Origin of the sequence: Streptomyces rimosus subsp. rimosus, assembly GCF_000720725.1 — a bacterium.
Lineage (GTDB): Bacteria > Actinomycetota > Actinomycetes > Streptomycetales > Streptomycetaceae > Streptomyces > Streptomyces rimosus_A.
The window spans coordinates 26,037-50,462 of record NZ_JOCQ01000051.1; the positions used below are offsets into that span (position 1 = coordinate 26,037).

Sequence of the window (24,426 nt, forward strand, 5' to 3'; positions counted from 1 at the left end):
CCGAGACACCGCTGCCGGCGGGCCGGCGCGTCCTGTGTTCGTTGCCGAGCCCGGGCCGGCCCGGTCCAGGCGGCATCCACGGGGAGCTGTTGTGACACGACGTAGCGTCAAGGCCGGAATCATGGCGGGAGCCGCGCTGTTGCTCGCCGCCTGCGGAGGCGGTGCTGATCCGGCCGGGGGTTCCAAGGCCGCGGGGAACGGCGGCGGCGCCTCCGGTGGTGGTGACGTGAAGAAGGCGTCGCTGGCCCAGCCCGGCGCTGTGACAGTGGCCTTCTGCCATCCGATTCCCGACGGCAGCAGCGGTGGCGACGGCGGCAAGGTGTACGGGCTCACGGTCCGCTCGTACTCCGCCGAGAACGGCGCGGTCCTCGCCGAACGCAGCACCGTCCTGCCGAGCGGCGTGGAACCGACGGCCGTGTGCAAGAAGGACGGCCCCGCCAAGGGACCCGGCCTGGCCTTCAACAAGGACCTCACGCAGGTGGCGGGCATCTCCCGCGCCGGCACCACGGACCGGGCCGCCGCCTTCGACCTGGCCACCGGCAAGGAGGTGTCGCCGCCCGACCCGGACGCGTTCACCAAGCGCGCGAAGAACACCGGCGCCGCCTTCCACCCGGTCACGGGCAGGCTCTGGTACGACGAGCAGCCCCATGGCTTCCGGTCGAACGACCCGGTCGTCTCACGCGACACGAAGGCGGGCGTCGCGAGTGAGCAGCGCGTTCCGTACGAGAAGATCCCGTCCCTCCTCAGGCAGGACGGCCCCACGGCGACCGCGGTCCTGGCCACGAACAAGGTCAACGGGCCGGCCGTCCCCGCGGGCGGGGTGGTGGCCACGAGCGCGGCGTCCGGAGGCCTGCGCCTGGCGCGGGTCTCGGACAAGGGCGAGGCCGGCGTGGACGGGTACCTCACCGACCTCGACACCAAGGGCCTGGGCGAGGACGGCCCCGACTGCGAACCGACGTTCTGGCACGACGCCACCACCCTGGTCTGCGAGTTCAAGAAGATCACCGTCAGCGCCGACTACAAGAAGGTGGTGAAGACCGAGGATCTGATCCCGAAGAACGACCGGGTCAGTCTGGCGCCGTTGCCCTCCCCCGACGGCAAGAGCTTCGCGTTCCTCTCGAAGGGGGAGGGCGGACAGTGGGCGCTGTTCCGCGCAGGCTTCACGGGCGGGGCCCAGCCGGTGAAGATCGCGAACGTGGACCAGCCCCTCGACGGGGCGGACAAGCACCGTATGTCCCTGGTCCGCTGGAACTGACGGTCGTCCGTGGCTCCCCGGAGGACCGCCGGGGAGCTACCCGTCCGCGGCGAGCGAGGTGACGAAGTCGGAGGCGGCCAGCAGCCGTACCTCCCCCGCGTCGAGCCCCGCCGGGTGCAGCGCGAACACCTCCGCCTGCCCCGTCAACGGCAGGTCGCCGCGCAGCAGATACGCCAGCCGGGCCCGGCCGAGGTCGGGAGTTCCGGCGGCGTCGCAGGCCCCGGCGGCCGGGGCTCCGGCGGGCGTACGGACCTCGTCGGAATCCCGGCCCGGACCGTCGTCCGTCGCCGGCGTCCCGATGCGGTTGGCGAACTCCGCCGTGTCCTCGCCGCCGCGACGCCGGTAGGTGCTCGCCGAGCCGTCGTGGTGGCGCACCACGACGGTGCGCGCCCGGGCGGCGGCCTGCCAGGTGGCCAGTTCGCCGAGGCCGACCCGGGCGCCGGAGGCGAACAGGCCCGTCAGTCCCTGGCCGAGCGTGGCCAGGGCGTCCGCGTGGCGGTGCACGGCGTGGTGGGTGCCGGTGACGCCCTTGACCACGTCGAGCCAGCGCATCGTACGGCCCGCCACGTCCAGCACCATCGGCACCGCGGCACGGGCCCGGCCCGTCAGGTCGAAACGCTGCTCCACCTGGCGCGGGTCGAACACCGGCCCCTCGTCCCCCGGCCGGTCGCGGACCATCAGCCCGGCGAACGCCTCGTCCAGGTCCTCGAACGCCACGTTGTTGTAGGAGAAGACCACGGCGACCGCATAGCGGACGCCGGCCGCCGCCAGCCGGTCCAGGTCGAGGTCCACGAACTCCGCCGCCCCCTGCGGCGCCGGTGCGCTGGTCAGGTCGCCGGAATGCACCGCGGCGTCCTTGCGGAAGCGCAGGTCGGTGTAGTCGCAGGTGCCGGTGTGCTGCCAGTCCGCGGTGTACAGCGCCACGCTCAGGTCCAGGTCCGTACGGCCGGAAGTCCCGCTCTCCATCCAGTGCAGGAACAGGCGCACCGTACGGCCTTCGGGCACCGGCAGCTCACTGCCGCGCGGCAGGGTGACCAGGGCCCGTGCGGCGGTGCGCTCCGCGAACGGCGCGATGACACCGTTGAGTCCGGCGTCGACGACCGCCAGTTCCACCGGCGGCCGGGCTGCGGCGCGGCGCAGTATCTCGCCGGTGAGGACGGCGACCGTACGGGCGACGGCATCCGCGGGCAGCGGGCCGCGCTCGTCCGCGACGATGTGCGCCTTCGCGTTGCCGCCCTTGGGGAAGAAGACGCGGTCGTGCTGCTCGGGAGCCGTACGGGTCCGGATCTCGCCGAGGGCGGAGAGCAGCACCGCCGGGGAAACCTTCCGTACGGCCTTGTCCAGCGCGGCCGGCACCGCGCCGGCTGCGTCGCCGTTCTCGGCCGCCAGCCGCAGCAAGTGGTCCAGGCGGCGCAGCAGTTCGCCGGGGCGCCGGGCGAGCAGGGCGACGGCGGCGGGTACGTCCCGGTCGGCCAGCGCGGCTTCGACCCGGGCGGGCCAGTGCGGCAGCCGGACGCGGTCGCCGGAGGCGTCGGCGTACGGCAGGGTCCGCGCTGCCGCGCGCAGCCGCTCGGACAGGGCGTCGTCGGTGAGCCGGACCTCGCGCAGGACGGCGACGGCGAGCGCGGCCCGCGGGTAGCGCTCGGCGTACTCGAAGGGGTGCAGGCGCTCGGCGGCGTGCTTCCAGGCCGTCGGGTGGCGGCGCATGTCCTCGACGGCCAGGGCCGGTTCGAGCCGGTCGAGCACGGACAGCAGGGCGCGGCGCAGCGGACGCGGCACCTGGGCGAAGCGGGGTATGTCGACCAGGCCGGCGTCGCCGCCGGAGCGCACCACGAGCAGCCGCAGCACATCGGTCGCGGTGTCGGTCAGGCCGGTGGCCGCGGGGATCGTCACGGCGTACGCGGCCGGGTCGGCGAGCAGCCAGGCGAGGAGCCGGGCCTTGGTCTCGCGGCCCGGGACGGTGCGCGGCAGCCAGGTCAGGTCGGTGCGGTCCCGGGTGTCCAGGAGGGTCTGGAGGTCGTCGGTGTCCTGCGGGCTCAGCACTCCGGTGCGGGCGAGGAGGGTGCTCAACTCGCGGCCCGCGTCGGCCGTACGGGCGGCCAGGTCACCGCCGTGGGCAAGGACGCGCAGGCGCTCGGGCAGGGCACGGCCGGGGTCGGCGGCCGGGCGCGGTTCCTGCGGGCTCAGGAACGGGTCGTCGGCGTCGATGCGGCGGTGGCAGACCGGGCAGGCGGAGAAGTCCTTGCCGTCGAAGCACATCCGGCACACCAGGTGCGCGCACGGCGCGAGGGCGTGCACCGTCCCGTCCGTGCCGCACAGGACGCACGGCTGCCGGGGCTTCTGGAAGAGGAGGGTCAGCACGCGGTCGACGTAGTACGCGTGGGTGGTCTGCGGGAAGCCGCGGAAGAGCGGGGTGTGGTCGCGGTCCGCGCCGAGGGCGTGGTCGAGGTCTTCCAGCAGGGCGCGGCCCGCTGTGGTCAGCGTGCGGGTGTCCAGTACGGCCAGGGCCTGACGCAGGTCGGCCGACAGCAGGTGACCGCGTTCCAGGAGATCGGCTTCCAGCAGCGAGACACCGGCGAGGCCGTCCACCGTCGGCCGTGCCGCGTCTCCGGCCGACGGCAGGTAGACCGCGCCGCGGCGGGACAGCAGCACGGCAGCCAGGCTGCGGCGGCTGCCGGTACGGGTCGAGCTGATGGTGAGCGTCATGGCCTTCCTCCCCCGCCCGGCGGGAACGCCGGGGCCGGCATGACGCCGGTCCGTACGACCGGTGCCACGTGAATTCTTGCGGAATACGTGCGCAAGGCGGGTCGGACTGTCGCCTGATTCCGCTGCTTCGCGCCTCGGTGAACGTATCAATCCCGGGAAGCCGTCTGCATCCGCTTTGCGGGGTCAAGCTCAGGAAGAGCTGCTGGTCAGCGGCGGGTGGCCGGGTTCGGATCGGCGCCGGGGAAAAGACGTTGATGCGGGGCGGGAAGTGAACGCGCTCATTTTTCGAGAGAGGAAAGTGAGAAGGAAGCACGCTGCGGAGCCGCCCCGCGTGGCACACATTAGCAAGCGTCGGGGAAACGGCGTAGCGGATTTATGGGCGGGGCCGGGGGGACGGGTTCGCCGGGCGGCCACCCGCGGCCTCGGCCCCGCCGCCCGCTCGTGAGCTACCTAACCTCCACCTCAGCTTGCCTAAAGCCTTTAGGCAACTGCATACTCGATTATGCCAAACGGAAGGAAGCTCATGGCACGCGTAGGGCTGACCACGGAACGTCTGACCCTGGCCGGGGCGGAACTGGCCGACGAGGTCGGGTTCGACGAGGTGACCGTCTCGGCACTGGCCAGACGGTTCGACGTGAAGGTCGCGAGTCTGTACTCGCACGTGAAGAACTCGCAGGACCTCAAGACCCGGATCGCCCTCCTCGCCTTGGAAGAACTGGCCGACCGGGCCGCCGACGCCCTGGCCGGGCGGGCGGGCAAGGACGCCCTGACCGCCTTGGCGAACGTCTACCGCGACTACGCCAAGGAGCACCCCGGCCGCTATGCCGCGGCGCAGCTAAGGCTGGACCCGGCGACGGCCGCCGCCAGCGCGGGCGTCCGGCACGCGCAGATGACGCGGGCCCTGCTGCGCGGTTACGACCTGTCTGAACCGGACCAGACCCATGCCGTACGCCTGCTGGGCAGCGTCTTCCACGGCTACGTGAGCCTGGAGCTGGGCGGCGGCTTCAGCCACAGCGCTCCCGACACGCAGGAGACCTGGTCACGCGTCCTGGACGCACTCGACGCCCTGCTGCGGAACTGGCCCGCGGCCTGATCCCGGCCGGGCCCTCACCCAACACACCCTCCACCCACCTATAGGTAAAGGTCATGCACACCAATCCCGACTGGATCACCACGCCCATCACCGACGACCTCCTGCGCGGCGCCCTCGACCTGGAGCGCACCGAGCACGGCGTGCTGCCGCACCGGCTGCCCGCGTGGGCCCGCGCGCAGTACTTCGACGGGCAACTGGCCATGGCCGAGTCGCAGCCGTCCGGCGTGCGGCTGGTCTTCCGTACCCGCGCCACCGCCGTCGAGCTGGACACGCTGCCCACCAAGCGGGTGTACGTGGGCGCCCCGCCCCGGCCGGACGGCGTGTACGACCTGGTCGTCGACGGCCGCCCGGCGGGCCGGGCCGACGTGCCGGACCGCGGCAACGTCCTGACCATCGACATGGCCGCCGGGACCGCCGAGCAGCGGCCCGGCCCGCCCGGCACCGTCCGCTTCACCGGCCTGGCCGAGGGCGCCAAGGACGTCGAGATCTGGCTGCCGCACAACGAGACCACCGAACTCCTCGCCCTGCGCACCGACGCTCCCGTCGAACCCGTACCGGACCGGGGGCGCCGGGTGTGGCTGCACCACGGCAGTTCGATCAGCCATGGCTCGGACGCCGCGAGTCCCACCACCACCTGGCCCGCGCTCGCCGCGTCCCTGGGCGGCGTCGAACTGGTCAATCTGGGGCTGGGCGGCAGCGCCCTGCTCGACCCGTTCACCGCCCGTACGCTGCGGGACACGCCGGCCGACCTGCTCAGCGTCAAGATCGGCATAAATCTGGTCAACGCCGACCTGATGCGGCTGCGCGCCTTCACCCCCGCTGTCCACGGCTTCCTCGACACCATCCGCGAGGGCCACCCCACCGCCCCGCTGCTGGTCGTCTCCCCCATCCTGTGCCCCATCCACGAGGACACCCCGGGCCCCAGCGCCCCGGACTTCTCCGCCGTCAGCTCCGGCCGGCTGCGGTTCCGGGCCACGGGCGATCCGGCGGAGGTCGCGAGCGGGAAGCTGACGCTGGGCGTGATCCGCGACGAGCTGGCCCGGATCGTGGCGCAGCGGGCGGTCCAGGACCCGAACCTGCACTACCTGGACGGCCGCGAACTCTACGGTGCTGCGGACGCGGCCGAGCTGCCGCTGCCCGACGAGCTCCACCCGGACGCCGCCACCCACCGCCGTATCGGCGAGCGCTTCGCCGGCCTGGCGTTCAGCGGCGCGGGCGCCTTCGCGGACGGCCGGGCCGTCTGAGGCGGATGCCGCCGGCCGGTTCGCCGCTCACCCCTGGTGGGAGCCGAACAGGTCGAGCAGCCGCTCCAGCCCCCGGTCGCCGAACATCAGGTCCAGGTTGGCCGCGGACTCGGCGGCGGACGCCTCGCTGCGCGGGAAGAGCGCCTGCTCATAGGCGGCGAGGGCGGCTTCGGTGTCACCGGGGTGGGCAGCGATGGCCCGGCCGAGTTCGGCGCCGTCCAGCATGGCGAGGTTGGCGCCCTCGCCCGCGAACGGGGACATCAGATGGGCGGCGTCGCCGAGCAGGGTGACGCCGGGGGTGCGGTCCCAGCGGTGGCCCACGGGCAGGGCGTGGATGTGACGCGGGACGAGCGGCCCGTCGGCGTCGGCGACCAGGGCCCGCAGCCGGTCGTCCCAGCCATCGAAGGGGGCCAGGACGGCCTTCTTGGCAGTGTCGGTGGCCGAAGCGCCGAAGTCGATGGCGTCGAGCCACTCGGGGCCGGTCTTCAGCGCGGTGTAGACGTGCAGACTGCCGTCGGACTCGCGGTGGGCGAGGAAGCCCTTCCCGTCGCCGAGGCTGAAGAAGGAGCCGCCGCCGACGAGGGCGGCGCTGTCCGGGTGGCGGGTGTCGGCGTCCAGCAGGTCGCTCTCGACGAAGGAGATGCCGGTGTAGGTGGGGGTGGCCGGGGAGACCAGCGGCCGGATGCGGGACCAGGCCCCGTCGGCGCCGACGAGCAGACCGGTGGTGCGGACCGTACCGTCGGCGAGCGTCACCTCGTGCTGCCCGCCGCCCAGCGCGCGTGCGCCGGTGACCTTGTTCCCCCAGCGGACGGTGCCCTCGGGAAGCGAGTCCAGCAGCAGGTCGCGGAGCTGTCCGCGCTCCACCTCGGGCCGGGTGCCGCCGCCCTCGTCCGTCTCCTCCATCCGTACGGTGCCCTGCGGATCGACCACGCGCGTCGCCTCGCCGCCCGGGAGAACGAGTGCGCGGAAGGGCTCGTGGAGGTCGGCGGCGTGCAGGGCTGCCTGCCCGGCGTCGTCGTGGATGTCGAGCATGCCGCCCTGGGTACGGGTGTGTCGGTCGGCCTCGCCTTCGAGAACGACGGCGTCGATGCCGTGCACGTGCAGGACACGGGCCAGGGTCAGACCGCCGAGACCGGCGCCGATGATCGCTACGGGGTGGTGTGTGGTGCGCATGGTGGTTCCTCGATTCGGTGGTGGGCCGGGCAGTCGGGGCGAGGTGTTCAGGATGGCCGGGGTGTGGCTGCCGCGCCGTTGACGACCATGCGGAACGTCCAGGCGAGCCGCTGTTCGGGGGTTCCGGAGAACAGGTCGTCACCGAGGGCGGCGATCCGCGGGTGCGTACTGGGCGAGGCCTGCCGCAGCGCGCTGACCAGCGCGTTGTGCTCCTCCTCCGCGCCCGGGTCGCGGTCGCGGGAGGACTGCTCGGCCGCGGTGGCGGTGGCCACCTGGAGCAGGGTGTCCACACTCCAGGCAGCCTGCGCGCCGGGCACGCCGCCCTCGTGCAGCAGGGCGAGGACCGCTTCGACCAGCGCCAGGTAGTTCGGCCCCGAGGGGCGGGCGACCAGCGCGGAGTGCGCGAGGCTCGGGTACTGGAACAGGGTGTGGGTGTACGAGCCGAGCACGTCCACCAGCCGCTCGCGCCAGTCGCCGGGCGCCCGGGCCGGGCCGAGGTCCACCGCGCCGAGAAGTTCCTCCAGGATCGCGGCGTGCAGCTCGGCGGTGTTGGCCACGTACACGTAGAGCGATGCGGGGCCGGTGTCGAGTTCCTTGGCCAGGCGGCGCATCGTCACCCGCCGCAGCCCTTCGGACCGCATCAGGGCCACGGCGGTGGCCACGATGCCTTCGTGGGTGAGGGCGGGCTTGGCGGGGCGCTCGCGGCGGCTGGGTGGGGTCATACCTCCACCGTAGCGAACATGTTCGTTACGAACAAGTTCGTTGCTCGGTGCTGCGATCTGCGGTGCCGTCTGCCGCGCGGTAAATCGCCGTGCGCCGTACCGGACGCGCTGACTAGGTTGGCGACCGTGATCGATCCGATGTCTGCATTCCGTACGCTGCTGCGCGCCGACGGCGAGGGCGCCGGGTGGGAGCCCGTGGCGGACGGCGAGTCCGGGGCCGCGGTCTTCCGTTCGGCCGACGGTTCGCGCTACGCCAAGTGCGTCCCCGCCGACCAGGCCGCCGCGCTGGAGGCGGAGCGGGACCGGGTGAGCTGGCTGGGTACGCAGGACGTTCCCGGGCCGCGGGTCCTCGACTGGCGCGTCGGCGCCGCCGGGGCCGGGCTGGTGACCAGCGCCGTCCGGGGAATTCCCGCCGATCGGGCCCCGGCCTCGATGCTCCGGGCGGCGTGGGAGCCGATCGCGGACGCCGTGCGGCGGTTGCACGAACTGCCGCCGGAGCGGTGCCCGTTCACACGCGGCCTCGGCGACATGTTCTCCCTGGCCCGCGATGTCGTCGCGCGGGGAGCGGTCAATCCGGACTTCCTCCCCCGGGAGCAGCGGCACACGCCCGGTGCCGAACTGCTCGCGCGCCTCGTCCCGTACGTCGGACAGCGCCTCGCCCAGGAGGCCGCGCAGACCGTCGTCTGCCACGGGGACCTGTGCCTGCCCAACATCATCCTCGACCCGGACACGCCGGCCGTGGCGGGCTTCATCGACCTCGGCCGCCTCGGACGCGCCGATCCGTACGCCGACCTCGCGCTGCTCTTCGCCACCGCCCGCGAGATGTGGGGCGACGACGAGCGGCGGTCACAGGCCGCGGAGGAGGCGTTCGCCGCCCGGTACGGCATGGCCCTCGACCGGGACCGCGAGCGGTTCTACCTGCATCTCGACCCCCTCACCTGGGGGTGAGACCGTCACCCGCGACCGACGGCCGGCCGGCGCGGCGCAGCGCCAGCGCCGCCAGCGCTTCCGGAGCGCCGTCCTGGCCCCGGATGCCGGGAAAGGCGTTGATGTCCACGATGAGCGGGGAGCCGTCGCCCGCGTCGATGACGTCCACGCCGTAGACGTCCAGCCCGAAGACCTCACCGGCCCGGCGCACCATGCCGGACCAGCCGGGCGGCAGGTCGGCGAGGGCGAGCGGCAGCGTGGGGCCGCGGCCCTCGGGCGAGAGTTCCGAGCGGCGCAGGGCGGCGAAGAGCCGGTCCCCCACCGCCCACAGTTTGTGGTCCCACCCGCTGTTCGGGACGAATTCCTGCACCACGACCGGCTCCCGCGGATGCGCGGCGGCGAGCGCGCGCAGCTGTCCGCCGTTGTCGACGCGGGCCACCAGGTCGTGCTTGCGGCTGTACCGGCTCTTGACCACCACCGGGCCGGTGGGCCGCGGCCCGTCGGCCAGTTCGGCGAGCGTGGCGAAGGTACGGGTGCCCGCGAAGGGGAGCCCGGCTCGCCGGGCGCAGTGCGCCATCGCCGTACGGTCCTGGAGCAGCGCGGTCGCCGCGGCCGAGTTCACCACGGGGGCGCCGCGTTCCTCCAGGGCGCGGGCCAGCGCGAGCGCTTGAGAGGTACGGGCCTTCAGCAGGTAGACATCGGCGCACGGCTCTGGGACCTCACCCGCCGTCTCCGGGCCCAGCGTCACCACGTCGTGCTCGGGGCTGAGCAGGGCGGTGGCGGCGGCCAGCAGCGGATGGCCGGGGTCGCGCGTGATCAGGCCTATTCTCACGAGCTCTCCCCCGCGGCCGCGGGAATCTGAACGGAGGCCGTGGCCTGCGCGGGAAGAGAAACCTCCACGGGCCCCGCGCCGGCGCCGGAATCGGGGTGCGCCCGGCCCGCCGGCAACGGCCCGCCGACCGCACCGTGCTGTTCCCCCGCACCGCACTGCTCCGTCGGGCCGGAGGCGGCTCCCTGCCCGGCGCGTGCCAGCCCCAGTACGGCCCGCGCCACGCGCGCCACCGCGTCCGGCACCTGCCGAAAGCTCGGGAAGTCGTTGACGTCGACGACCACCGGGCCGTCGGGCCCCAGCAGGATGTCCACGCCGTACAGGTCGAGGCCGTACACCGCCCCCACCTGGTCCGCGATCGCGGCGACCTCTGCCGACAGCGGTACGCGGCGTTCCCGTGCCGCGTGCTCCGGGTGGAGCGGGGAGCGGCGCTCGGTGGCGTACAGCTCGCCGCCGACGCAGTAGACCTTGATGTCGATGCCCGAATTGGGCACGTATGGCTGGGCGATGAGCATGCCCTCCCGCGCCAGCTCGGGAGCCGTCGCGGCCAGCTCGTCCGGCGACGCGACCAGGTGCACGGCCCGGCCCGAGCTGCCGTCGGCGGGCTTGACGACCAGCGGGTACTCCGACGCGGGCAGCTCCGCCAGCAGTTCGGGGCGGGCCGCGGCCCAGGTCCGGGGCACCGGCAGCCCCCGGGCGCGGCCGATCGCCGCGGCCAGCGCCTTGTCCCGTACGCCCCGGATGGACCGGGCGTCGTTGACCGTCGTCATCCCGGCCGAGGCCGCCGCTTCGAGCAGGGTGAGTCCGGGCCCGCCGGAGACCGTCTTGAGCACCCACGCGTCGTGGGTGCCCGCCCGCACCGCCTCGGTCATGTGCAGCAGGGAACCGCCCGGCCGCGCCACGTCCACCTGGTGGCCCCAGGCGGTCAGTTGACGGATCACCTCGTTGGGCATGCCGTCGTGACGGTAGTTTTCCTCCACCAGGAAGCAGAGCCTCATCGATCTTCCTTGTAGTCCGCCGGGCCGGCCCGGCGCGTTGCGAGACCACAGGATGTCATGCGCCGCCCGGGGTGCTCGCCCCGGCGCCCGGCTGTTCCGGTCCGCCGGGCGCGGGGCGGTCTTCAGGCGCTCTGCTTCCGGGCCGAGCGGCCCGTCGTCGGCGGCGGACCCGGAGCACCCGACCCTGGCAAGTCAGGACGTTCGACCAGTTCAGGGCGTATGGCCGTGCGCGTGTTCCGCCGCGTGCGCCGCATGCTCGGCGCACAGGCAGCCGACGCCCTTCCCGATCCACTCGCGGCCGGTCCACTGCGGGTGCCGCCGGATCATCAGGTCCGCGATCTCGTCGGCGATCGTCTGCTCGCCGGCCGCCGAGTCCCGGCGGACCCATGTCTCGTACCGCAGCTCCGCGAGGTAGTCGCGCACGTCGGCGAGGAGTTGCGGGCCGCCGGCCTCGCCGTGGCCCGGCACCACGGTCCGCGGGCGGCGGGCCGCCAGCCGCTCCATGACCGCGAGCCAGCGGGTGCCGGAGACATCGGTGTCGTGCGGCGGGAACCACGGGAAGATGGCGAACTGTCCCGCTTCCACGAGGTCGCCGGTGAACAGCACGTCAGCGTCCGGGACGTCGATCACCTGGTCGCCCTTGCTGTGCGCCCGGCCGGTGGCCCGCAGGTGCACCACCCGGCCGCCCAGGTCCAGGTCGTACGACCGGTCGTAGACGACGTCGGGCCGTACCGGCCGGGCCCCCTCCAGCTGACGCGCGGCCGACTCGCTGAGCTGCCGGAACATCTCCAGGTAGCCGGGGCCCTTGGTCTCCAGGTCCACGGCCTGGTCCCGGTTGGCCAGGTAGGTCGCGGCGCCGGTGAAGGCCTGCGCGCCGAAGGCGTGCTCGGGATGGAAGTGTGTCGTCGTCAGATAGAGCCTGCGGCCCCGGGCGTGGTCCGCCGCGAATTCCAGGACCCGCTCCGCGTTGCGGGGTCCCATGCCGGTCTCCACGACCAGGACGGCGTCCCGGCCGCCGATGATGCCGATGTTCGGCACGAGCTGCACTCCCTGGTCGGGTATGACCACCAGATCGTCGGCGATCTCCCGGGCCCCGGCGACCCGCACGACGGGCTCCGGCCCGTCGTGCCGGACCGCTTCCGGCGCCCCGGCCGCCGTCCCCGCTTCCGCGGCCACCTCTGCCATGTCGGCTCCTCGGCGTTGCGATGATGTCGGTCCGCCGGCCCCTACGGCGGCGGATCCGGTACGCCGTCGAGTCCACCGCCCGCGCTCCGCGGCGTCCAACACCGATCCCGTCGGCCCGATACCGCATCGGTATCGTTGCTGGATGGAGCTACGCGTACTGCGCTATTTCGTGGCGGTCGCCGAGGAACGCCACTTCGGCAGGGCCGCCGCGCGGCTGCACATGACCCAGCCCCCGCTGAGCCGCGCCATCCGCCGGCTGGAGGCCGACCTCGGCTGCACGCTGCTGGACCGCTCCCCCACCGGGGTCTCCCTGACCGCCGCCGGGGCCGCGCTGCTCGACGAGGCGGGTACGCTCCTGGCGCAGGCCGACCGGGCGCGCGTGCGGGTGGCCGCGGCGGCAGGTACGGCCACCCTGGCGGTCGGCACCCTCGCCGACAGCGTCGAGGAGGCCGGGACGTGCCTGGCCGCCGCCTACCGGGACCGCCACCCCCACGTATGCATCCGTATCCGCGAGGCCGACCTGAGCGATCCGACCGCCGGGCTGCGCGCCGGGCTGGTCGATGTGGCCCTGACCCGCGCGCCGTTCGAGGACTCCGGCCTGACCACCCGGGTCCTGCGCTCGGACCCGGTCGGCGTGGTCCTGCGCCCGGACGATCCGCTGGCCGGGCGCGACAGTCTGAGCATCGACGAGCTCGCCGACCGCCGGTGGTTCCGGCTGCCCGAGGGAACCGATCCCGTCTGGAACGCCTACTGGGCCCGGCGTCCGGGCACCGCCCACGGTGAGGGTCCCGTCGTACGGACCGTCCACGAATGTCTTCAGTCGGTGCTGTGGAGCGGAACGGTGGGGCTGGCCCCGCTGGTCCGCTCCCTGCCCGGCGGGCTCACCGTCGTCCCGTTGACCGACATGCCGCCCAGCCCCCTCGTCATCGCGTGGCGCAGCGGCGACACCAGCCCGCTCGTCCGCTCCTTCGCGCGGATCGCGGCCGAGCTGTGGAACCGGAATCGGTGATAGGGCGCTTCCGGCGGATGGCGCATTTCCGGCCTTCGTTCCGCTTCTGACGTGATCATGGCTCTTTCACCTCGTAAGCTACTCGCGGTGACCACTGGGCCAGGGGAGACAACGCTGATGGAATTCCGGCTGCTCGGGCCGGTATCGGCCTTCTCGGGGGACGAACAGGTGCCGCTCGGGCCGCCCAAGCGGCGGGCCGTCCTGGCACTGCTGGTGCTGGCCGAAGGCGCCCCCGTGGCGGCCGAGCGCATCGCCGAGGCGCTGTGGGACACCGAGCCCCCGACACATGCCCGGACCATCGTCTACGGCCATGTCTCCGCCCTGCGCGGTCTGCTGCACAGCGAACCCGCGGCCCGCGTCGCCACCGAGGGCGGCGGTTACGCGCTGCACGCGCCGCCGGAGTCGGCGGACGTGTGGCGGTTCCAGGCGCTGGTGCGCCGGGCCGCGGGCGGGCCGGCCGGCGAGGAGTCGGCCGCGCTGCTGCGCGAGGCCCTGGGACTGTGGCGCGGCCGGGCGCTCGGCGGGGCGGGGGGCACGCCGCTGATAGCCGCGGCGGCCGACCGGCTGACCGAGGAACGGCTCGCCGCGCTGGAGCAGTTCGCCGCGGTCCTGCACGCCTGCGGCCGGGGCGCGGAAGCGCTGGGTCTGCTGCGGCCCGCCACCGAGCGGCACCCGCTGCGCGAGTCCCTGATCGCGGCCACCGTACGGGCGTTGCACGACGCCGATCGCCAGGCCGACGCCCTCGACCTCTACCGCCGTACGCAACGCCTGCTCGCCCAGGAGCTGGGTGTCGACCCCGGGGCCGCGCTGTCCGAGGCGTACCTCGCCATCCTGCGCACCCGGCCGGCCGCCGACCGGACCGCCCCGGCAACGCCGCCCGAGGCCCCGGCACCACGGCCTGCCGCCCCGGACGCTCCCCCGCCCCCCTGTCTCCTCCCGCGCGCCCCGGCCGGGTTCGTGGGCCGTACGGAAGATTTCGACCGGCTCACCGGGACCGCGCGGTCGGGCAACCCGCCGCTGAGCGTGGTCACCGGCCCGGCCGGGGTCGGCAAGACCTCGCTGGCGGTGCACTGGGCGTACGCGCACGCCGGTGACTTCCCCGACGGAATCCTCTACGCCGATCTGCACGCCATGGAACCGGACGGCACCGGCCCGCAGCCGCCCGGCGTGCTGCACGACTTCCTCCAGGCGCTCGGCGTACCGGAGGAACGCCTGCCGGGCGACGCGCGCGCCGCGGAGCACCTCTACCGCTCGCTGCTCACCGGCCGCCGCACCCTGATCCTGCTCGACAACGCCCGCGACTCGGCCCAGGTGCGTCCGCTGCTGCCCGGTACGCCCGGGTGCACCGTGCTGGTGACCAGCCGCAACCGGCTGGAGGGACTGGTGGTCAGCGACTGCGCCCGGCTGCTGCCGCTGGAGCGTCTGGCGCCGGTGGACGGCGTACGGGTCCTGCGGACCGTCATCGGCGACCTCCGGGTGGCGGCCGAGCCCGCCGCGGCCGAGGAACTGGCCGCGCTCTGCGACGGTCTGCCGCTGGCGCTGCGGCTGGCCGCCGCCCGGCTCGCCGCGCGCCCCCGGCTGACGCTGCGCGCGATGGCCGACGACCTGCTCGACGAACACCAGCGGCTCTCCCTGCTGACCGGGGAAGACGCCGGTGTGGCGGCGACGCTGCGGCTGAGCGTGCAGCAGCTGCCGCCGGCCGGCGCGCTGCTCTTCCGCCAACTGGCGCTGCACGTCGGCTCCGAACTCGACAACGCTGCCGCGGCGGCGCTCAGCGGCCTGTCGCCCGTCGAGACGCGTACCGCCCTGGACGAACTGGCCGCCGCCCACCTCGTCGAGGAGTGGACCGGCGACCGGTATCTGATGCACGACCTGACCCGGCTGTACGCCCGGTCCTGCGCGGCCGAGGCCGACCCGGCGGGGCTGCAGCGCCTGCTGGTGCACTACCTGTCCGCCGGACAGGCCGCCGCGGCGGCGGCCGAACCCGGCAGCCAGCCCTGCGCCGCGCTGCCCCCGGGCGTGCCCCCGCCCGCCGCGCCGCCGGTCTTCGCCGACCGCGCCGAGGCGATGACCTGGTATGTCACCGAGCGCGCCAACCTCACCGCCGCCGTGGCCGCGGCGGCCGACGCCGGGCACCCGGATCTCGCCTGGCGCATCGCCGTACAGCTGTGGCCGCTGGTCGTACGGCAGGTGCACGACGGCTGGGAGCCGACCCTGGAACGCGCCCTGGCCGCCGCCACCGCGCTGGACGATCCGGACGCCGAGTCGCGGCTGTGCTCGCTGCTCGGCTGGGTCCTCACGGAGAACGGGCAGCACGCCGCGGCGCTGGAACACCTGCGGCGCGCACCGGATCTGGCCGTACGGGCCAAGGACCCGCGCGGCCAGGTGATCGCACTGATCAACTGGGCGGCGGCCCTTGAGCGCGCCGGTGACCTCTCCGGCGCCGGAACCCGGCGCGAACAGGCCGCACGCATGGCACACGCCCTGGGACACCCGCACACCGAAACCCTGGCCCTCTACCACCTGGCCGCCCACTGCCTCACCGTCGGCCGCCCCGACGAGGCCCTGCCCCACTGCCAACACGCCCTGACCCTCGCCCCGGACCAGACCTCGGACGAACGCCGGGCACTGCTCCTCGACACCTACGGCAAGGCCCTCCAGTCCCTGGGCCGCGAAGCGGAGGCCCGCCGCTGCTTCACGGAGGCGGCAGCGCTCGCGGGACCGCTGGGCCCGGACGGTAACTCGGCAGCCGAACGGGAGGGGAGCGGGCCGGGGGGTGCGGGTGCCGGTGCGGGCAGGGGGAATATCCGCGCGCTTGCGGGGTGAGGGGGCGCGAACAGGGCCGTAGCGATCGCCCCGCTGCCACCGCTGTCAGTCGGTTCGCCGGGCGCTTGGGCCGAGGTCGCGTCCGTCCAGAACTTCGATGTCGGTGACAGTGGTCCGGGAGGGATCCAGACTCAGCCAGATGATGTCCATGCCGTCACGTCCGAGTCGGATCATCGAGGAACCCGACGAACCGGGCGGCGCGGTCAGCAGGCTGACGCATGTCGCGGTACAGGTGCACGGGCCGCGGTAGGGCAGACCGGCGACCACCTCGGCCAGCGGTTCACCCTCAGCACGCAGCAGCTCAGCGATCTCAGCAGCAAGTGCCGGGAACACTTCCGCCAGCCGTGGGTACAGCCCATTCGTCATCACGGCAGGGTACGTGTGGCGGGCTCTGGGAAGCACAGATGGTGCGGAACAAGCTGAGCCTGCCTTTTCAAGAACGCCTTTCCGCACCGCTCGTGATCAGGCCTCATGCAACCGTGGACGTCGCTGCGAGTGGCGGGCCGCTGTCTGTGGGAATGAGGGCTGACGGGGCTCGGTCGCGGAGTGCATGGGCAGAGCGCTGCTGAAGTTGCGCGAGGCGGGGCTGGCTGTGCCTTTCTGAATCGACGGGAGCCAGCCGCCGGGCGTGCGTCAGTCGGCCGGGGTGCGGGTGAGCCGCTCCTGCAGTGTGGTCGCGAACTCCTCGGCTCGCGCGAGTTGCGTCCGCAGGTCGGCAACGCGCTGTTGGGCGGCCTCCTCGAAGCTCCGTACCCGGCCCAGCAGTTCCTCGCGTTCGGCGGCGGGCAGGTCGTCGCCGGAGTCGAGGCGGTCGGTCGCGGACAGCAGGTCGCGCATCTCGTCCAGGCTGAAGCCCAGCGGCTTCATCCGGCGGATGACCATGAGGCGGGCGACGTCGGCCTCGGTGTAGAGGCGGAAGCCGCCCTGGGACCGGGCCGAGGGGGTGACCAGGCCCGTCTCCTCATAGTGCCGGATGGTGCGCAGCGACAGCTCGGTCCGTGCGGCGACCTCGCCGATCTGCATGTGCTCGCCGCTCACGCGCCTGCCTTCCTCGTCCGCGCCGTGGCCAGGGCGGCACGGCTTCGATCTCTACCGTAACGTTAGGGTAGAGTTGCCCGGAGCGCCGGGGACGGCTGTGCGGTACCGCGGCCCATGACGCGGGACACGGGACATCCGTAGCCGTACCGGAACGCGTGGGGCCACGACGCCCCCTGATGAAGACGATCACGCCGGCAGGAAAGAGCGAGCGGATGCCCATGCAGCCCCGCGCCGCCGCCTGCCCGCCGTGAGCCCGCATCCGGCCCTCCGCCTCTGATCCACCTCCGAGAAGCGCCCGCCGGGCGGACTTCTCGCCTGATGATCCCCTGACTTCGGTCCGCCGGTGGGCGGGCCCCGCGGCGGGCCGCCCCGGCCCGCCCGCGCCTTGCCGCACGCTCCGCGCCGTCCGGGCGTGCCCGACCACGACAGGTTCCGCTTCCCTTGCCTGCTTCCCCCGCCGTTTCCCCGGCCGCGCGGCTGCGCGGTCTGAAGCCCGACTGGCTGTCCGACCCGAGGGTGTGGCGCACCGAGATCCTCGCCGGGCTCGTCGTCGGGCTCGCCCTGATTCCCGAGGCGATCTCGTTCTCGGTCATCGCCGGGGTGGATCCGGCGATCGGTCTGTTCGCCTCGTTCACCATGGCCGTGACCATCTCGGTCGTCGGCGGTCGGCGGGCGATGATCTCCGCGGCGACCGGGGCGGTCGCCCTGGTGACCGCCCCGCTCAACCGGGAGCACGGCTTCGGATACCTGGTCGCCGCCGTCATCCTGGCCGGCGTCTTCCAGGTGGTCCTGGGCGCGCTCGGGGTGGCGAAGCTGATGCGGTTCGTGCCGCGCAGCGTGATGACCGGCTTCGTCAACGCCCTCGCCATCCTGGTCTTCATGGCGCAGGTGCCGGAGCTGACCGGTGTGCCGTGGCCGGTCTATCCGCTGCTCGCCGGCGGGCTCGCGCTGCTGGTGCTGTTCCCGAAGGTCACCAAGGCGGTGCCGGCCCCGCTGGTGTCCATCACCGTCCTCACGGTCATCACCGTGGCCGCCGGCATCGCGGTGCCGACCGTGGGCGACAAGGGCGACCTGCCGTCGTCCCTCCCGGTGCCGGGGCTGCCGGACGTGCCGTTCACACTGGACACCCTGGCCACCGTCGCCCCGTACGCGCTCGCCATGGCGCTGGTCGGCCTGATGGAGTCGCTGCTGACCGCCCAGCTCGTCGACGAGATCACCGACACCCGTTCCAGCAAGACCCGGGAGTCCGTCGGCCAGGGCATCGCCAACATCGTCACCGGTTTCTTCGGCGGCATGGGCGGCTGCGCCATGATCGGCCAGACCATGATCAACGTACGGGTCTCGGGGGCCCGTACCCGGCTGTCCACCTTCCTCGCCGGCGCGTTCCTGATGGTGCTGTGCATCGCCTTCGGGCCGGTCGTCTCCGACATCCCCATGGCCGCCCTGGTCGCCGTGATGGTGATGGTGTCGTTCGCGACGTTCGACTGGCGCTCCCTCGCGCCCGGGACTCTGCGGCGGATGCCCGCCGGGGAGATCGGCGTCATGGTGCTCACCGTCGCCGTCGTGGTGGCCGCCCACAATCTCGCCATCGGCGTCGTGGTCGGCACGGTCACCGCCATGGCGGTCTTCGCCCGGCGCGTCGCCCGGGCCACCGGTGTGACGGCAGTGGTGGACCCGGACGGGACCCAGGTCGTCTACCGGGTCACCGGCGAGCTGTTCTTCGCCTCCTCCAACGATCTGGTCACCCGGTTCTCGTACGCCACCGACCCGGCCAGGGTCGTCATCGACCTGTCCGCCGCCCACGTCTGGGACGCCTCCTCCGTGGCCGCTCTCGACGCGATCGGGGTCAAGTACGCCGAGCGCGGCAAGACCGTGGAGATCATCGGGCTGAACGGGCCCAGCGCCCGGCTACACGGCAGGCTCAGCGGCGAACTCGCCGGAAGCCAGTGACCGAAGCCGCGGACCGAAGCCGGTGACCGGAAGCCACTGACCGAAGCCGCTGGCTGAAGCCGGTGACCGGAAGCCGGTGACCGGAAGCCACTCTTCCGGACCGGTCGTCCGATGGCCGTCTCCCTCTGCGGAGGCGGCCATCGGCGTCCCGGACAGCGAGTACCGCAATTCCGGCCATCCTGTTTGGCCGATTGTGCGCGCAGTGACCAAAAGCGATGCGTCCGCGGTGGCGCGAAGCAGCCGTCACAACTCGGCCGCACCGGCGCTGTCCAGTGGGTGAGACAGACCCCCCGCCACCCCCTCCGGACGCCCGCACCCCAGCCCCAGCAGGCGTCACAGAAACACCACAGGTCCTCCACAACCTCTACGACGGACAAAGTCGGCGTACCTTCCGATCCGTACCACAAGAGGACAAGCGGTATTGACCGAAGCCGGCTCACCAGGGGCTCAACGCTGACCAAAACCATTCGTTGACACTCTATAAATCAACTCTTTACTGTTACGCGCAAATACCGGACCACTACCTCCTTTCAGCTGATAGTGAGCGGTAATACACCGTTCACCATTTGCACGTGCGCACGTTTTCCGAAGTTTGCCGGCCGGTTTTCCGTCCCTGAACGGCCTGAACACGCGATTCGAACGCAGCATTCAAGAAGAAGGAGCAACGGTGACCCCCGCACTCGCCGCACCCGCCGCGCAGCAGACCCTCAGCCTGTCCGAGGCCGAAACGCAGAAGCTCTGGCAACTCTCCCGGCTCGCCGCCGGCGCCTCCGAGGCGTCCGCGCTGGCGCTTTCCGGTCTCCTTCTCGATCTGCCGAAAGCCGTCCGCACCGCATTGCTGGAATTCGCCGAGGGCAGCGGCGACTCCGGCTTCTTCCTGCTGCGCGGCGTGACCCTCGGGGAGCTTCCCGCCACCCCCGCCGTCCACCACTCCGGCGCCCTGCGCGGCCACCCCACCGACGGCACCCTCACACTGGTGGCGGACCTGCTCGGCTCGCTCGTCGGCTACCAGGACGAGAAGGACGGGGCCCTCATCCACGACGTGCACGCGGTGCCCGGCGAGGAGAAGCGGATCGAGAACAGCGGGTCGGTGGCCTTCGACTTCCACACGGAGAACGTCCACCACCCGCTGCGCCCCGACTACCTGGGCCTGCTGTGCCTGCGCCAGGACCACGAGGGGGTGGCGGCCACCCGCGTCGCCTCGGTGCGCGAGGCGGTCCGGCACCTGACGCCCGAGCAGGTGGCGGTCCTGCGTACTCCGCAGTTCTACAGCTCCTACCCGACCTCCTTCACCCGCGGCCGGACCGGCCCGGTACCCCGCTCCGGCCCGCACCCCGCCATCTTCGGTCCGGAGGACCGGCCGTTCATGCGCTTCAACTCGCACACCACGCACGCCGCGGACGCCGAGGCGACGGTGGCCCTCAAGGCGCTGTCCGAGGCGCTGGAGGCGGTCTGCCACAACGTCGTACTGGAGCCCGGCGACCTGGTCGTGGTGGACAACCACGTCGCGGCGCACGGCCGCAGCGCGTTCGTCCCGCGCTACGACGGCCGGGACCGCTGGCTGCGCCGGTTCTACTCCGTACGCTCCATCCTCGGCTGGACGCAGCACATGATGACCCGTCAGCGCGTCATCCCGACGATGGAGGACATCCAGGGCGTCCTCTGAGGCGAACCCCCTCCCCGCGTGATCGCGGCACCCCGCCGAGCGCGGCCGCTCCCCCATGCAGGCGGCCGACCGCTCCGCATTCGCCCTGCCCGCGCAGCCGCCCCGGACTGCGCGTCGTCTTTGACTGAGGACCGGAACACCGTGGATATCTTCGACGTCATAGGGCTGCTCACCGCCGCCGTGGCCGCCGGATGGGTGGACGCCGTGGTCGGCGGGGGCGGGGTGCTGCTCATCCCCGTTCTGCTGCTCAGCTTCCCCCACCTGCCCCCGGCGACCGCCCTGGGCACCAACAAGATCGCCGCGATCACGGGGACGGCGACCGCCGCCGCCATGTACGCACGGCGGACGGTACTGGACCGCAAGATCCTCGTGCCGGCCGCCGCCTGCGCGGTGCCCGCCGGGGCACTCGGCGCCCTGTCCGCGGCCACCGTCCCCACGGCGTACTTCCGGCCGGTCATCATGGTGCTGCTGATCTCGGTCGCCCTGTTCGTCGCCCTGCGGCCGAACTTCGGCACCCAGCAGCTCGCGCGCGAGGTGACCCGGCGGCGGCGCGTCGCCGCCGTACTCCTCGGCGGCTGCGTGGTCGGTTTCTACGACGGGCTGTTCGGGCCCGGCGTGGGCACCTTCCTCATCATTTCCTTCACCACACTCCTGGCGACCCAGTTCCTGGAGAGCGCGGCGATGTCGAAAGTCATCAACGCCTCGTCCAACCTCGGCGCCCTGTTCGTCTTCGCCCTCCAGGGAAACGTGCTCTGGGCACTGGGGCTGGGCATGGCCGTGGGCAATGTGACCGGCGCGATGATCGGTTCGCGCATGGCCATGAAAAAGGGGTCCGGATTCGTCCGGACGGTGCTGGTGCTCGTGGTGATCGGCATGGTGACGAAGATGGCGTTCGACCAGTTCGCGTGAGGGCTGGGGTGGGCGCCGCCGTACCTGCGGCGGTTCCGTACGTACGAAATCCCCAGCACCATCCGCGATTCCGTACCACCAGCATTTCCGCACCGCAAGCAATTCCACACCGCAAGCAATTCCGAACCGCCAGCAATTCAGCACGTCCAGAACTTGATGGGAACCACAAAAGAACTCATCCGCCACACACGTGACGAGAGACCGGAGGCCAGCCTTGGACACCGTACGGAATCTCGATGAACTGCTGACCCTGCCGGATTTCGAAGCCGCCAGCGATCAGGTGCTCGACCGGGGCTGCCGGGCGTACGTGGCCGGCGGGGCCGGCACCGACCGCACCGTGCGCGCCAACATCGCGGCGTTCGACGACATCTGGCTCCGACCGCGGGTCCTCGCCAGCACGACGACCGAGCCCCGCACCGAAGTGACCGTCCTCGGGCACCGCATGACGATGCCCGTCCTGCTCGCGCCGACGAGTCCGCAGCGGCTGCTGCACGAGGACGCGGAGATCGCCACGTCCCTCGCCGCCGAGGCCGCCGGGGTCGTGCCCGTCGTCAGCACCGACAGCCACGTCCCCTTCCCGGAGATCGCCAAGTCGTCCGGCGGGGCCTGCTGGTTCCAGCTGTACGCCTACCGGTCGCGGGACGACATCGCCGCGACGCTCGACATGGCCGAGTCCGCCGGCGCGTCGGCCCTGGTGGTCACGGTCGACGCCAGCCACGCCGCGCTGCGGGTGCACGCCCAGCGCGCCGGGTTCGCCACCCCGGGCCATGTGGACTTCGGCACGCTGCGCGCGCTCGGCATCCTGGAGGGCGAGGTGCCGGCCGGGGCCCGCATCGACCGGCTGGCGCTCAGCTGGTCGGACCTGCTGTGGATCCGCGAACGGACCCGGCTCCCCCTCCTCGTGAAGGGCGTGCTGCGGGCCGAGGACGCGCGGCGCTGCCTGGACAGCGGCGCGGACGGCGTCATCGTCTCCAACCACGGCGGGCGGCAGCTGGACGGCGCGGTGCCCAGCGTGATCGCCCTGAGCGAGGTGGCGGCCGCGGTCGCCGGCCGGTGCGCCGTACTGGTCGACGGCGGTATCCGCTCCGGCGTCCACGTCGTCAAGGCCCTCTCCCTCGGCGCCGACGCGGTCTGCCTGGGCCGGCCGTACCTGTGGGGCCTCGGGCTCGCCGGGCGCGAAGGGGTCGAGGCGGTGCTGCGACTCCTGCGCAGGGAGATCGAGGACACACTCCGGCAGCTGGGCGCCGCGGACGTCGGCGAGCTGGGGCCGGACTTCGTGGCCCGGACCGGCACCGGGGCGGCCTGAGAGGCCGCGCGCCGCGCACCCGCCCGTACGGCCTGTCCCGGACGCCCCGTACCACCTGACAGGTTCCGATCCCACCCGCTGTGAGCGATCCGCCTTCCCCACCCCATACCGACATGACGACCTTCCGAGAACGGAGACCCACCATGTTCCATTTTTCGCGTGGCATTCCCCCGCAGGAGGCGATCCCCTCGCGGCAGATCGCCGAGCACACCGCGGCCGTCCTGCGGGAGCACGAGGACCGGGTGTTCCAGTACGCGCCGATCGGCAACCACACCGGTGACGCGGCGCTGCGGGAGCAGCTCGCCGCGTTCCACTCGGTCGGCGCCGACCAGATATTCGTCACGAACGGTTCCCTGCAGGCGCTGGACCTGCTCGCCGCGCACCTCCTCGCGGGCGACCGCAAGGACGTGTACGTGGAGGCGCCGACCTACGACCGCGCGGTGCAGATCTTCGAGCGGCACGGCGGGCGGGTCTCCGGCGTCACGCTCCAGCACGACGGCCTCGACCTGGACGCCCTCGAAGCGCGGCTGGCGACCCGGGTGCCGGCGTTCGTCTATGTCATCCCGGACTTCCAGAACCCGAGCGGCGTCACCATGAGCGAGGACAAGCGCCGCCGCCTCGTACAGCTCGCCGAGACCCACGACTTCCTCATCCTGGAGGACATCCCCTACCGGGAACTGCGGTACGGCGGCACGGCGCCCGCCGGTTTCTTCGAGCTGGCACCGGCCGGGCGGGTGCTCACCATGGGCTCGCTGAGCAAGATCCTCAGCCCGGGGCTGCGCGTCGGGTACGTCATCGGCGAGGCCGCCACGCTCGGCGCCCTGGCCGCGCTCGCGGAGGGCACCTACCTCTCGCCCGCGCCGCTGCTCCAGGCGGTCGCCGCGCAGGCGCTCCAGGCGGGCCTCGCCCAGGAGAACGTGGCACGGGTCCGCGAGCTGCTCGGTCCCCGGCACGACGGCGCGGTCAAGGCCGTACGCGAACTGCTGGGCGAGGACGCGCTCCTCGCCGTACCGAACGGCGGCTACTACGTGAGCGTGCACCTGCCCGTCGCCACGGACGAGAGCACGTTCCTCAAGGCCGCGGCTGCCGACGGCCTGAAGCTGACCCGGGGCTCGGGCTTCTACCCGGCCGACGCGGCGCCGCCGGAGGGCAAGGTCTTCCTGCGGCTGCCGTTCCAGTCCTTCGAGCCGGACGAGTTCGCGGCCGGCGTCGAGCGGCTGGCGGCGGTGGCGTCGAAGGGCTGACGCCTGAAAGCTGGACGCCCCGAACGGGCCCCGGACGGAAGCGGTTCCGTCCGGGGCCCGCGGGCGTTCGCGCTGCTGCCGGAGGCTCCGGCGCGACTGCTTCCGCCCGACCCGCGCCCAGCCGGTCCCCGGCCGTCTGTCGTCACCTCCTGAACTCTCGTCGGCGCCTCAAGCGCTTTTCCACCCCGATCGCGCACATTCCCTTGACGCCCCACCCCGTTGGCGCCACCATCCTCACGCAAGAGAGCGCTCTCAGCCGCACGAGCCTTCGTTCTTTGAAGCCCGAGCGGACCGGCGGACCGGCGGACCGATCGATCCGCCGTACCCGCATCTCCTCCAGCTCCTC

The 24,426-nt window shown here is 72.8% G+C and carries 19 protein-coding genes; 11 read left to right on the forward strand and 8 right to left on the reverse strand.

What is annotated here, in order from left to right:
- The first annotated feature begins 91 nt into the window (after nucleotides 1-91).
- On the forward strand, nucleotides 92-1,255 hold the full coding sequence (locus IH45_RS0124970; protein WP_158813261.1) for a TolB-like translocation protein: 1,164 nt from the start codon (nucleotides 92-94) through the stop codon (nucleotides 1,253-1,255).
- A 36-nt stretch (nucleotides 1,256-1,291) separates the two neighbouring features.
- On the opposite strand, the gene IH45_RS0124975 is transcribed toward IH45_RS0124970, so the two are convergent.
- Nucleotides 1,292-3,961 (reverse strand): MXAN_6230/SCO0854 family RING domain-containing protein, encoded by a 2,670-nt coding sequence (locus tag IH45_RS0124975; RefSeq protein ID WP_050515161.1) that lies wholly within the window; start codon nucleotides 3,959-3,961, stop codon nucleotides 1,292-1,294.
- Nucleotides 3,962-4,484: 523 nt separating this feature from the next.
- Between IH45_RS0124975 and IH45_RS0124980 the strand changes: the two genes are divergently transcribed.
- The gene (locus IH45_RS0124980; RefSeq protein WP_030672621.1) at nucleotides 4,485-5,054 is read left to right on the forward strand and encodes a TetR/AcrR family transcriptional regulator; all 570 of its coding nucleotides are present in this window, start codon (nucleotides 4,485-4,487) and stop codon (nucleotides 5,052-5,054) included.
- Nucleotides 5,055-5,107: 53 nt separating this feature from the next.
- On the forward strand, nucleotides 5,108-6,298 hold the full coding sequence (locus IH45_RS0124985) for a GDSL-type esterase/lipase family protein (RefSeq protein ID WP_030672624.1): 1,191 nt from the start codon (nucleotides 5,108-5,110) through the stop codon (nucleotides 6,296-6,298).
- Nucleotides 6,299-6,325: 27 nt separating this feature from the next.
- Here the strand turns inward: IH45_RS0124985 and IH45_RS0124990 are convergent, their stop codons facing one another.
- Together IH45_RS0124990 and IH45_RS0124995 are read right to left on the reverse strand one after the other, a co-directional pair.
- The gene (locus IH45_RS0124990) at nucleotides 6,326-7,471 is read right to left on the reverse strand and encodes an FAD-dependent oxidoreductase (RefSeq protein WP_030672627.1); all 1,146 of its coding nucleotides are present in this window, start codon (nucleotides 7,469-7,471) and stop codon (nucleotides 6,326-6,328) included.
- Nucleotides 7,472-7,518: 47 nt separating this feature from the next.
- Nucleotides 7,519-8,193 carry a TetR/AcrR family transcriptional regulator gene (locus tag IH45_RS0124995; RefSeq protein WP_030672630.1) on the reverse strand — a complete coding sequence of 225 codons (675 nt, stop codon included), beginning with the start codon at nucleotides 8,191-8,193 and terminating at the stop codon, nucleotides 7,519-7,521.
- 138 nt (nucleotides 8,194-8,331) lie between these two features.
- Here IH45_RS0124995 and IH45_RS0125000 point away from each other — a divergent pair, with 138 nt between their 5' ends.
- Nucleotides 8,332-9,141, forward strand: a complete 810-nt coding sequence (locus IH45_RS0125000; RefSeq protein ID WP_030672632.1) for an APH(3'') family aminoglycoside O-phosphotransferase — start codon at nucleotides 8,332-8,334, stop codon at nucleotides 9,139-9,141.
- Here IH45_RS0125000 and IH45_RS0125005 read toward each other — a convergent pair.
- The 3 genes from IH45_RS0125005 to IH45_RS0125015 form a co-directional block, all read right to left on the reverse strand.
- Nucleotides 9,128-9,952, reverse strand: a complete 825-nt coding sequence (locus IH45_RS0125005; RefSeq protein WP_030672636.1) for an ATP-grasp domain-containing protein — start codon at nucleotides 9,950-9,952, stop codon at nucleotides 9,128-9,130. The two genes, IH45_RS0125000 and IH45_RS0125005, sit on opposite strands and share 14 nt — an antisense overlap.
- Nucleotides 9,949-10,947 carry an ATP-grasp domain-containing protein gene (locus IH45_RS0125010; RefSeq protein ID WP_030672638.1) on the reverse strand — a complete coding sequence of 333 codons (999 nt, stop codon included), beginning with the start codon at nucleotides 10,945-10,947 and terminating at the stop codon, nucleotides 9,949-9,951. The genes IH45_RS0125005 and IH45_RS0125010 overlap by 4 nt, the downstream gene beginning before the upstream one ends.
- 210 nt (nucleotides 10,948-11,157) lie before the next feature.
- The gene (locus tag IH45_RS0125015) at nucleotides 11,158-12,132 is read right to left on the reverse strand and encodes an MBL fold metallo-hydrolase (RefSeq protein ID WP_078897767.1); all 975 of its coding nucleotides are present in this window, start codon (nucleotides 12,130-12,132) and stop codon (nucleotides 11,158-11,160) included.
- A 142-nt stretch (nucleotides 12,133-12,274) separates the two neighbouring features.
- On the opposite strand from IH45_RS0125015, the gene IH45_RS0125020 reads away from it, so the two are divergent.
- Both IH45_RS0125020 and IH45_RS0125025 read left to right on the forward strand, forming a co-directional pair.
- Nucleotides 12,275-13,141 (forward strand): LysR family transcriptional regulator, encoded by an 867-nt coding sequence (locus IH45_RS0125020; protein ID WP_030672642.1) that lies wholly within the window; start codon nucleotides 12,275-12,277, stop codon nucleotides 13,139-13,141.
- An 87-nt stretch (nucleotides 13,142-13,228) separates the two neighbouring features.
- Complete coding sequence (locus tag IH45_RS0125025) at nucleotides 13,229-15,967, forward strand: AfsR/SARP family transcriptional regulator (protein ID WP_158813263.1); 2,739 nt, start codon at nucleotides 13,229-13,231, stop codon at nucleotides 15,965-15,967.
- A gap of 45 nt (nucleotides 15,968-16,012) precedes the next feature.
- Here the strand turns inward: IH45_RS0125025 and IH45_RS0125030 are convergent, their stop codons facing one another.
- Both IH45_RS0125030 and IH45_RS0125035 read right to left on the reverse strand, forming a co-directional pair.
- Nucleotides 16,013-16,333 carry a hypothetical protein gene (locus tag IH45_RS0125030; protein WP_030672648.1) on the reverse strand — a complete coding sequence of 107 codons (321 nt, stop codon included), beginning with the start codon at nucleotides 16,331-16,333 and terminating at the stop codon, nucleotides 16,013-16,015.
- Between the two features lie 267 nt (nucleotides 16,334-16,600).
- Nucleotides 16,601-17,005: a MerR family transcriptional regulator gene (locus IH45_RS0125035; protein WP_030672651.1), complete on the reverse strand. Its 405-nt coding sequence runs from the start codon at nucleotides 17,003-17,005 to the stop codon at nucleotides 16,601-16,603.
- A gap of 441 nt (nucleotides 17,006-17,446) precedes the next feature.
- Here IH45_RS0125035 and IH45_RS0125040 point away from each other — a divergent pair, with 441 nt between their 5' ends.
- The 5 genes from IH45_RS0125040 (at nucleotide 17,447) to IH45_RS0125060 (ending at nucleotide 24,080) form a co-directional block, all read left to right on the forward strand.
- Nucleotides 17,447-18,955, forward strand: coding sequence for a SulP family inorganic anion transporter (locus IH45_RS0125040; RefSeq protein WP_030672653.1), 1,509 nt, complete (start codon nucleotides 17,447-17,449; stop codon nucleotides 18,953-18,955).
- Between the two features lie 667 nt (nucleotides 18,956-19,622).
- Entirely contained in the window at nucleotides 19,623-20,621 is a 999-nt protein-coding gene (locus tag IH45_RS0125045; protein WP_030672656.1) for a TauD/TfdA family dioxygenase, read from the forward strand.
- Between the two features lie 141 nt (nucleotides 20,622-20,762).
- Nucleotides 20,763-21,530 carry a TSUP family transporter gene (locus IH45_RS0125050; RefSeq protein ID WP_030672659.1) on the forward strand — a complete coding sequence of 256 codons (768 nt, stop codon included), beginning with the start codon at nucleotides 20,763-20,765 and terminating at the stop codon, nucleotides 21,528-21,530.
- Between the two features lie 214 nt (nucleotides 21,531-21,744).
- Nucleotides 21,745-22,836, forward strand: a complete 1,092-nt coding sequence (locus IH45_RS0125055) for an alpha-hydroxy acid oxidase (RefSeq protein ID WP_030672662.1) — start codon at nucleotides 21,745-21,747, stop codon at nucleotides 22,834-22,836.
- Nucleotides 22,837-22,979: 143 nt separating this feature from the next.
- Nucleotides 22,980-24,080, forward strand: a complete 1,101-nt coding sequence (locus IH45_RS0125060; protein WP_030672665.1) for an aminotransferase-like domain-containing protein — start codon at nucleotides 22,980-22,982, stop codon at nucleotides 24,078-24,080.
- Nucleotides 24,081-24,426 lie beyond the last annotated feature (346 nt).

Bases quoted from the DNA above. Each gene is read 5' to 3' on its own strand.
- IH45_RS0124975 (WP_050515161.1), bottom strand. From the start codon at position 3,961: ATGACGCTCACCATCAGCTCGACCCGTACCGGCAGCCGCCGCAGCCTG.
- IH45_RS0124980 (WP_030672621.1), top strand. From the start codon at position 4,485: ATGGCACGCGTAGGGCTGACCACGGAACGTCTGACCCTGGCCGGGGCG.
- IH45_RS0124985 (WP_030672624.1), top strand. From the start codon at position 5,108: ATGCACACCAATCCCGACTGGATCACCACGCCCATCACCGACGACCTC.
- IH45_RS0124990 (WP_030672627.1), bottom strand. From the start codon at position 7,471: ATGCGCACCACACACCACCCCGTAGCGATCATCGGCGCCGGTCTCGGC.
- IH45_RS0124995 (WP_030672630.1), bottom strand. From the start codon at position 8,193: ATGACCCCACCCAGCCGCCGCGAGCGCCCCGCCAAGCCCGCCCTCACC.
- IH45_RS0125000 (WP_030672632.1), top strand. From the start codon at position 8,332: ATGTCTGCATTCCGTACGCTGCTGCGCGCCGACGGCGAGGGCGCCGGG.
- IH45_RS0125010 (WP_030672638.1), bottom strand. From the start codon at position 10,947: ATGAGGCTCTGCTTCCTGGTGGAGGAAAACTACCGTCACGACGGCATG.
- IH45_RS0125015 (WP_078897767.1), bottom strand. From the start codon at position 12,132: ATGGCAGAGGTGGCCGCGGAAGCGGGGACGGCGGCCGGGGCGCCGGAA.
- IH45_RS0125020 (WP_030672642.1), top strand. From the start codon at position 12,275: ATGGAGCTACGCGTACTGCGCTATTTCGTGGCGGTCGCCGAGGAACGC.
- IH45_RS0125030 (WP_030672648.1), bottom strand. From the start codon at position 16,333: ATGACGAATGGGCTGTACCCACGGCTGGCGGAAGTGTTCCCGGCACTT.
- IH45_RS0125060 (WP_030672665.1), top strand. From the start codon at position 22,980: ATGTTCCATTTTTCGCGTGGCATTCCCCCGCAGGAGGCGATCCCCTCG.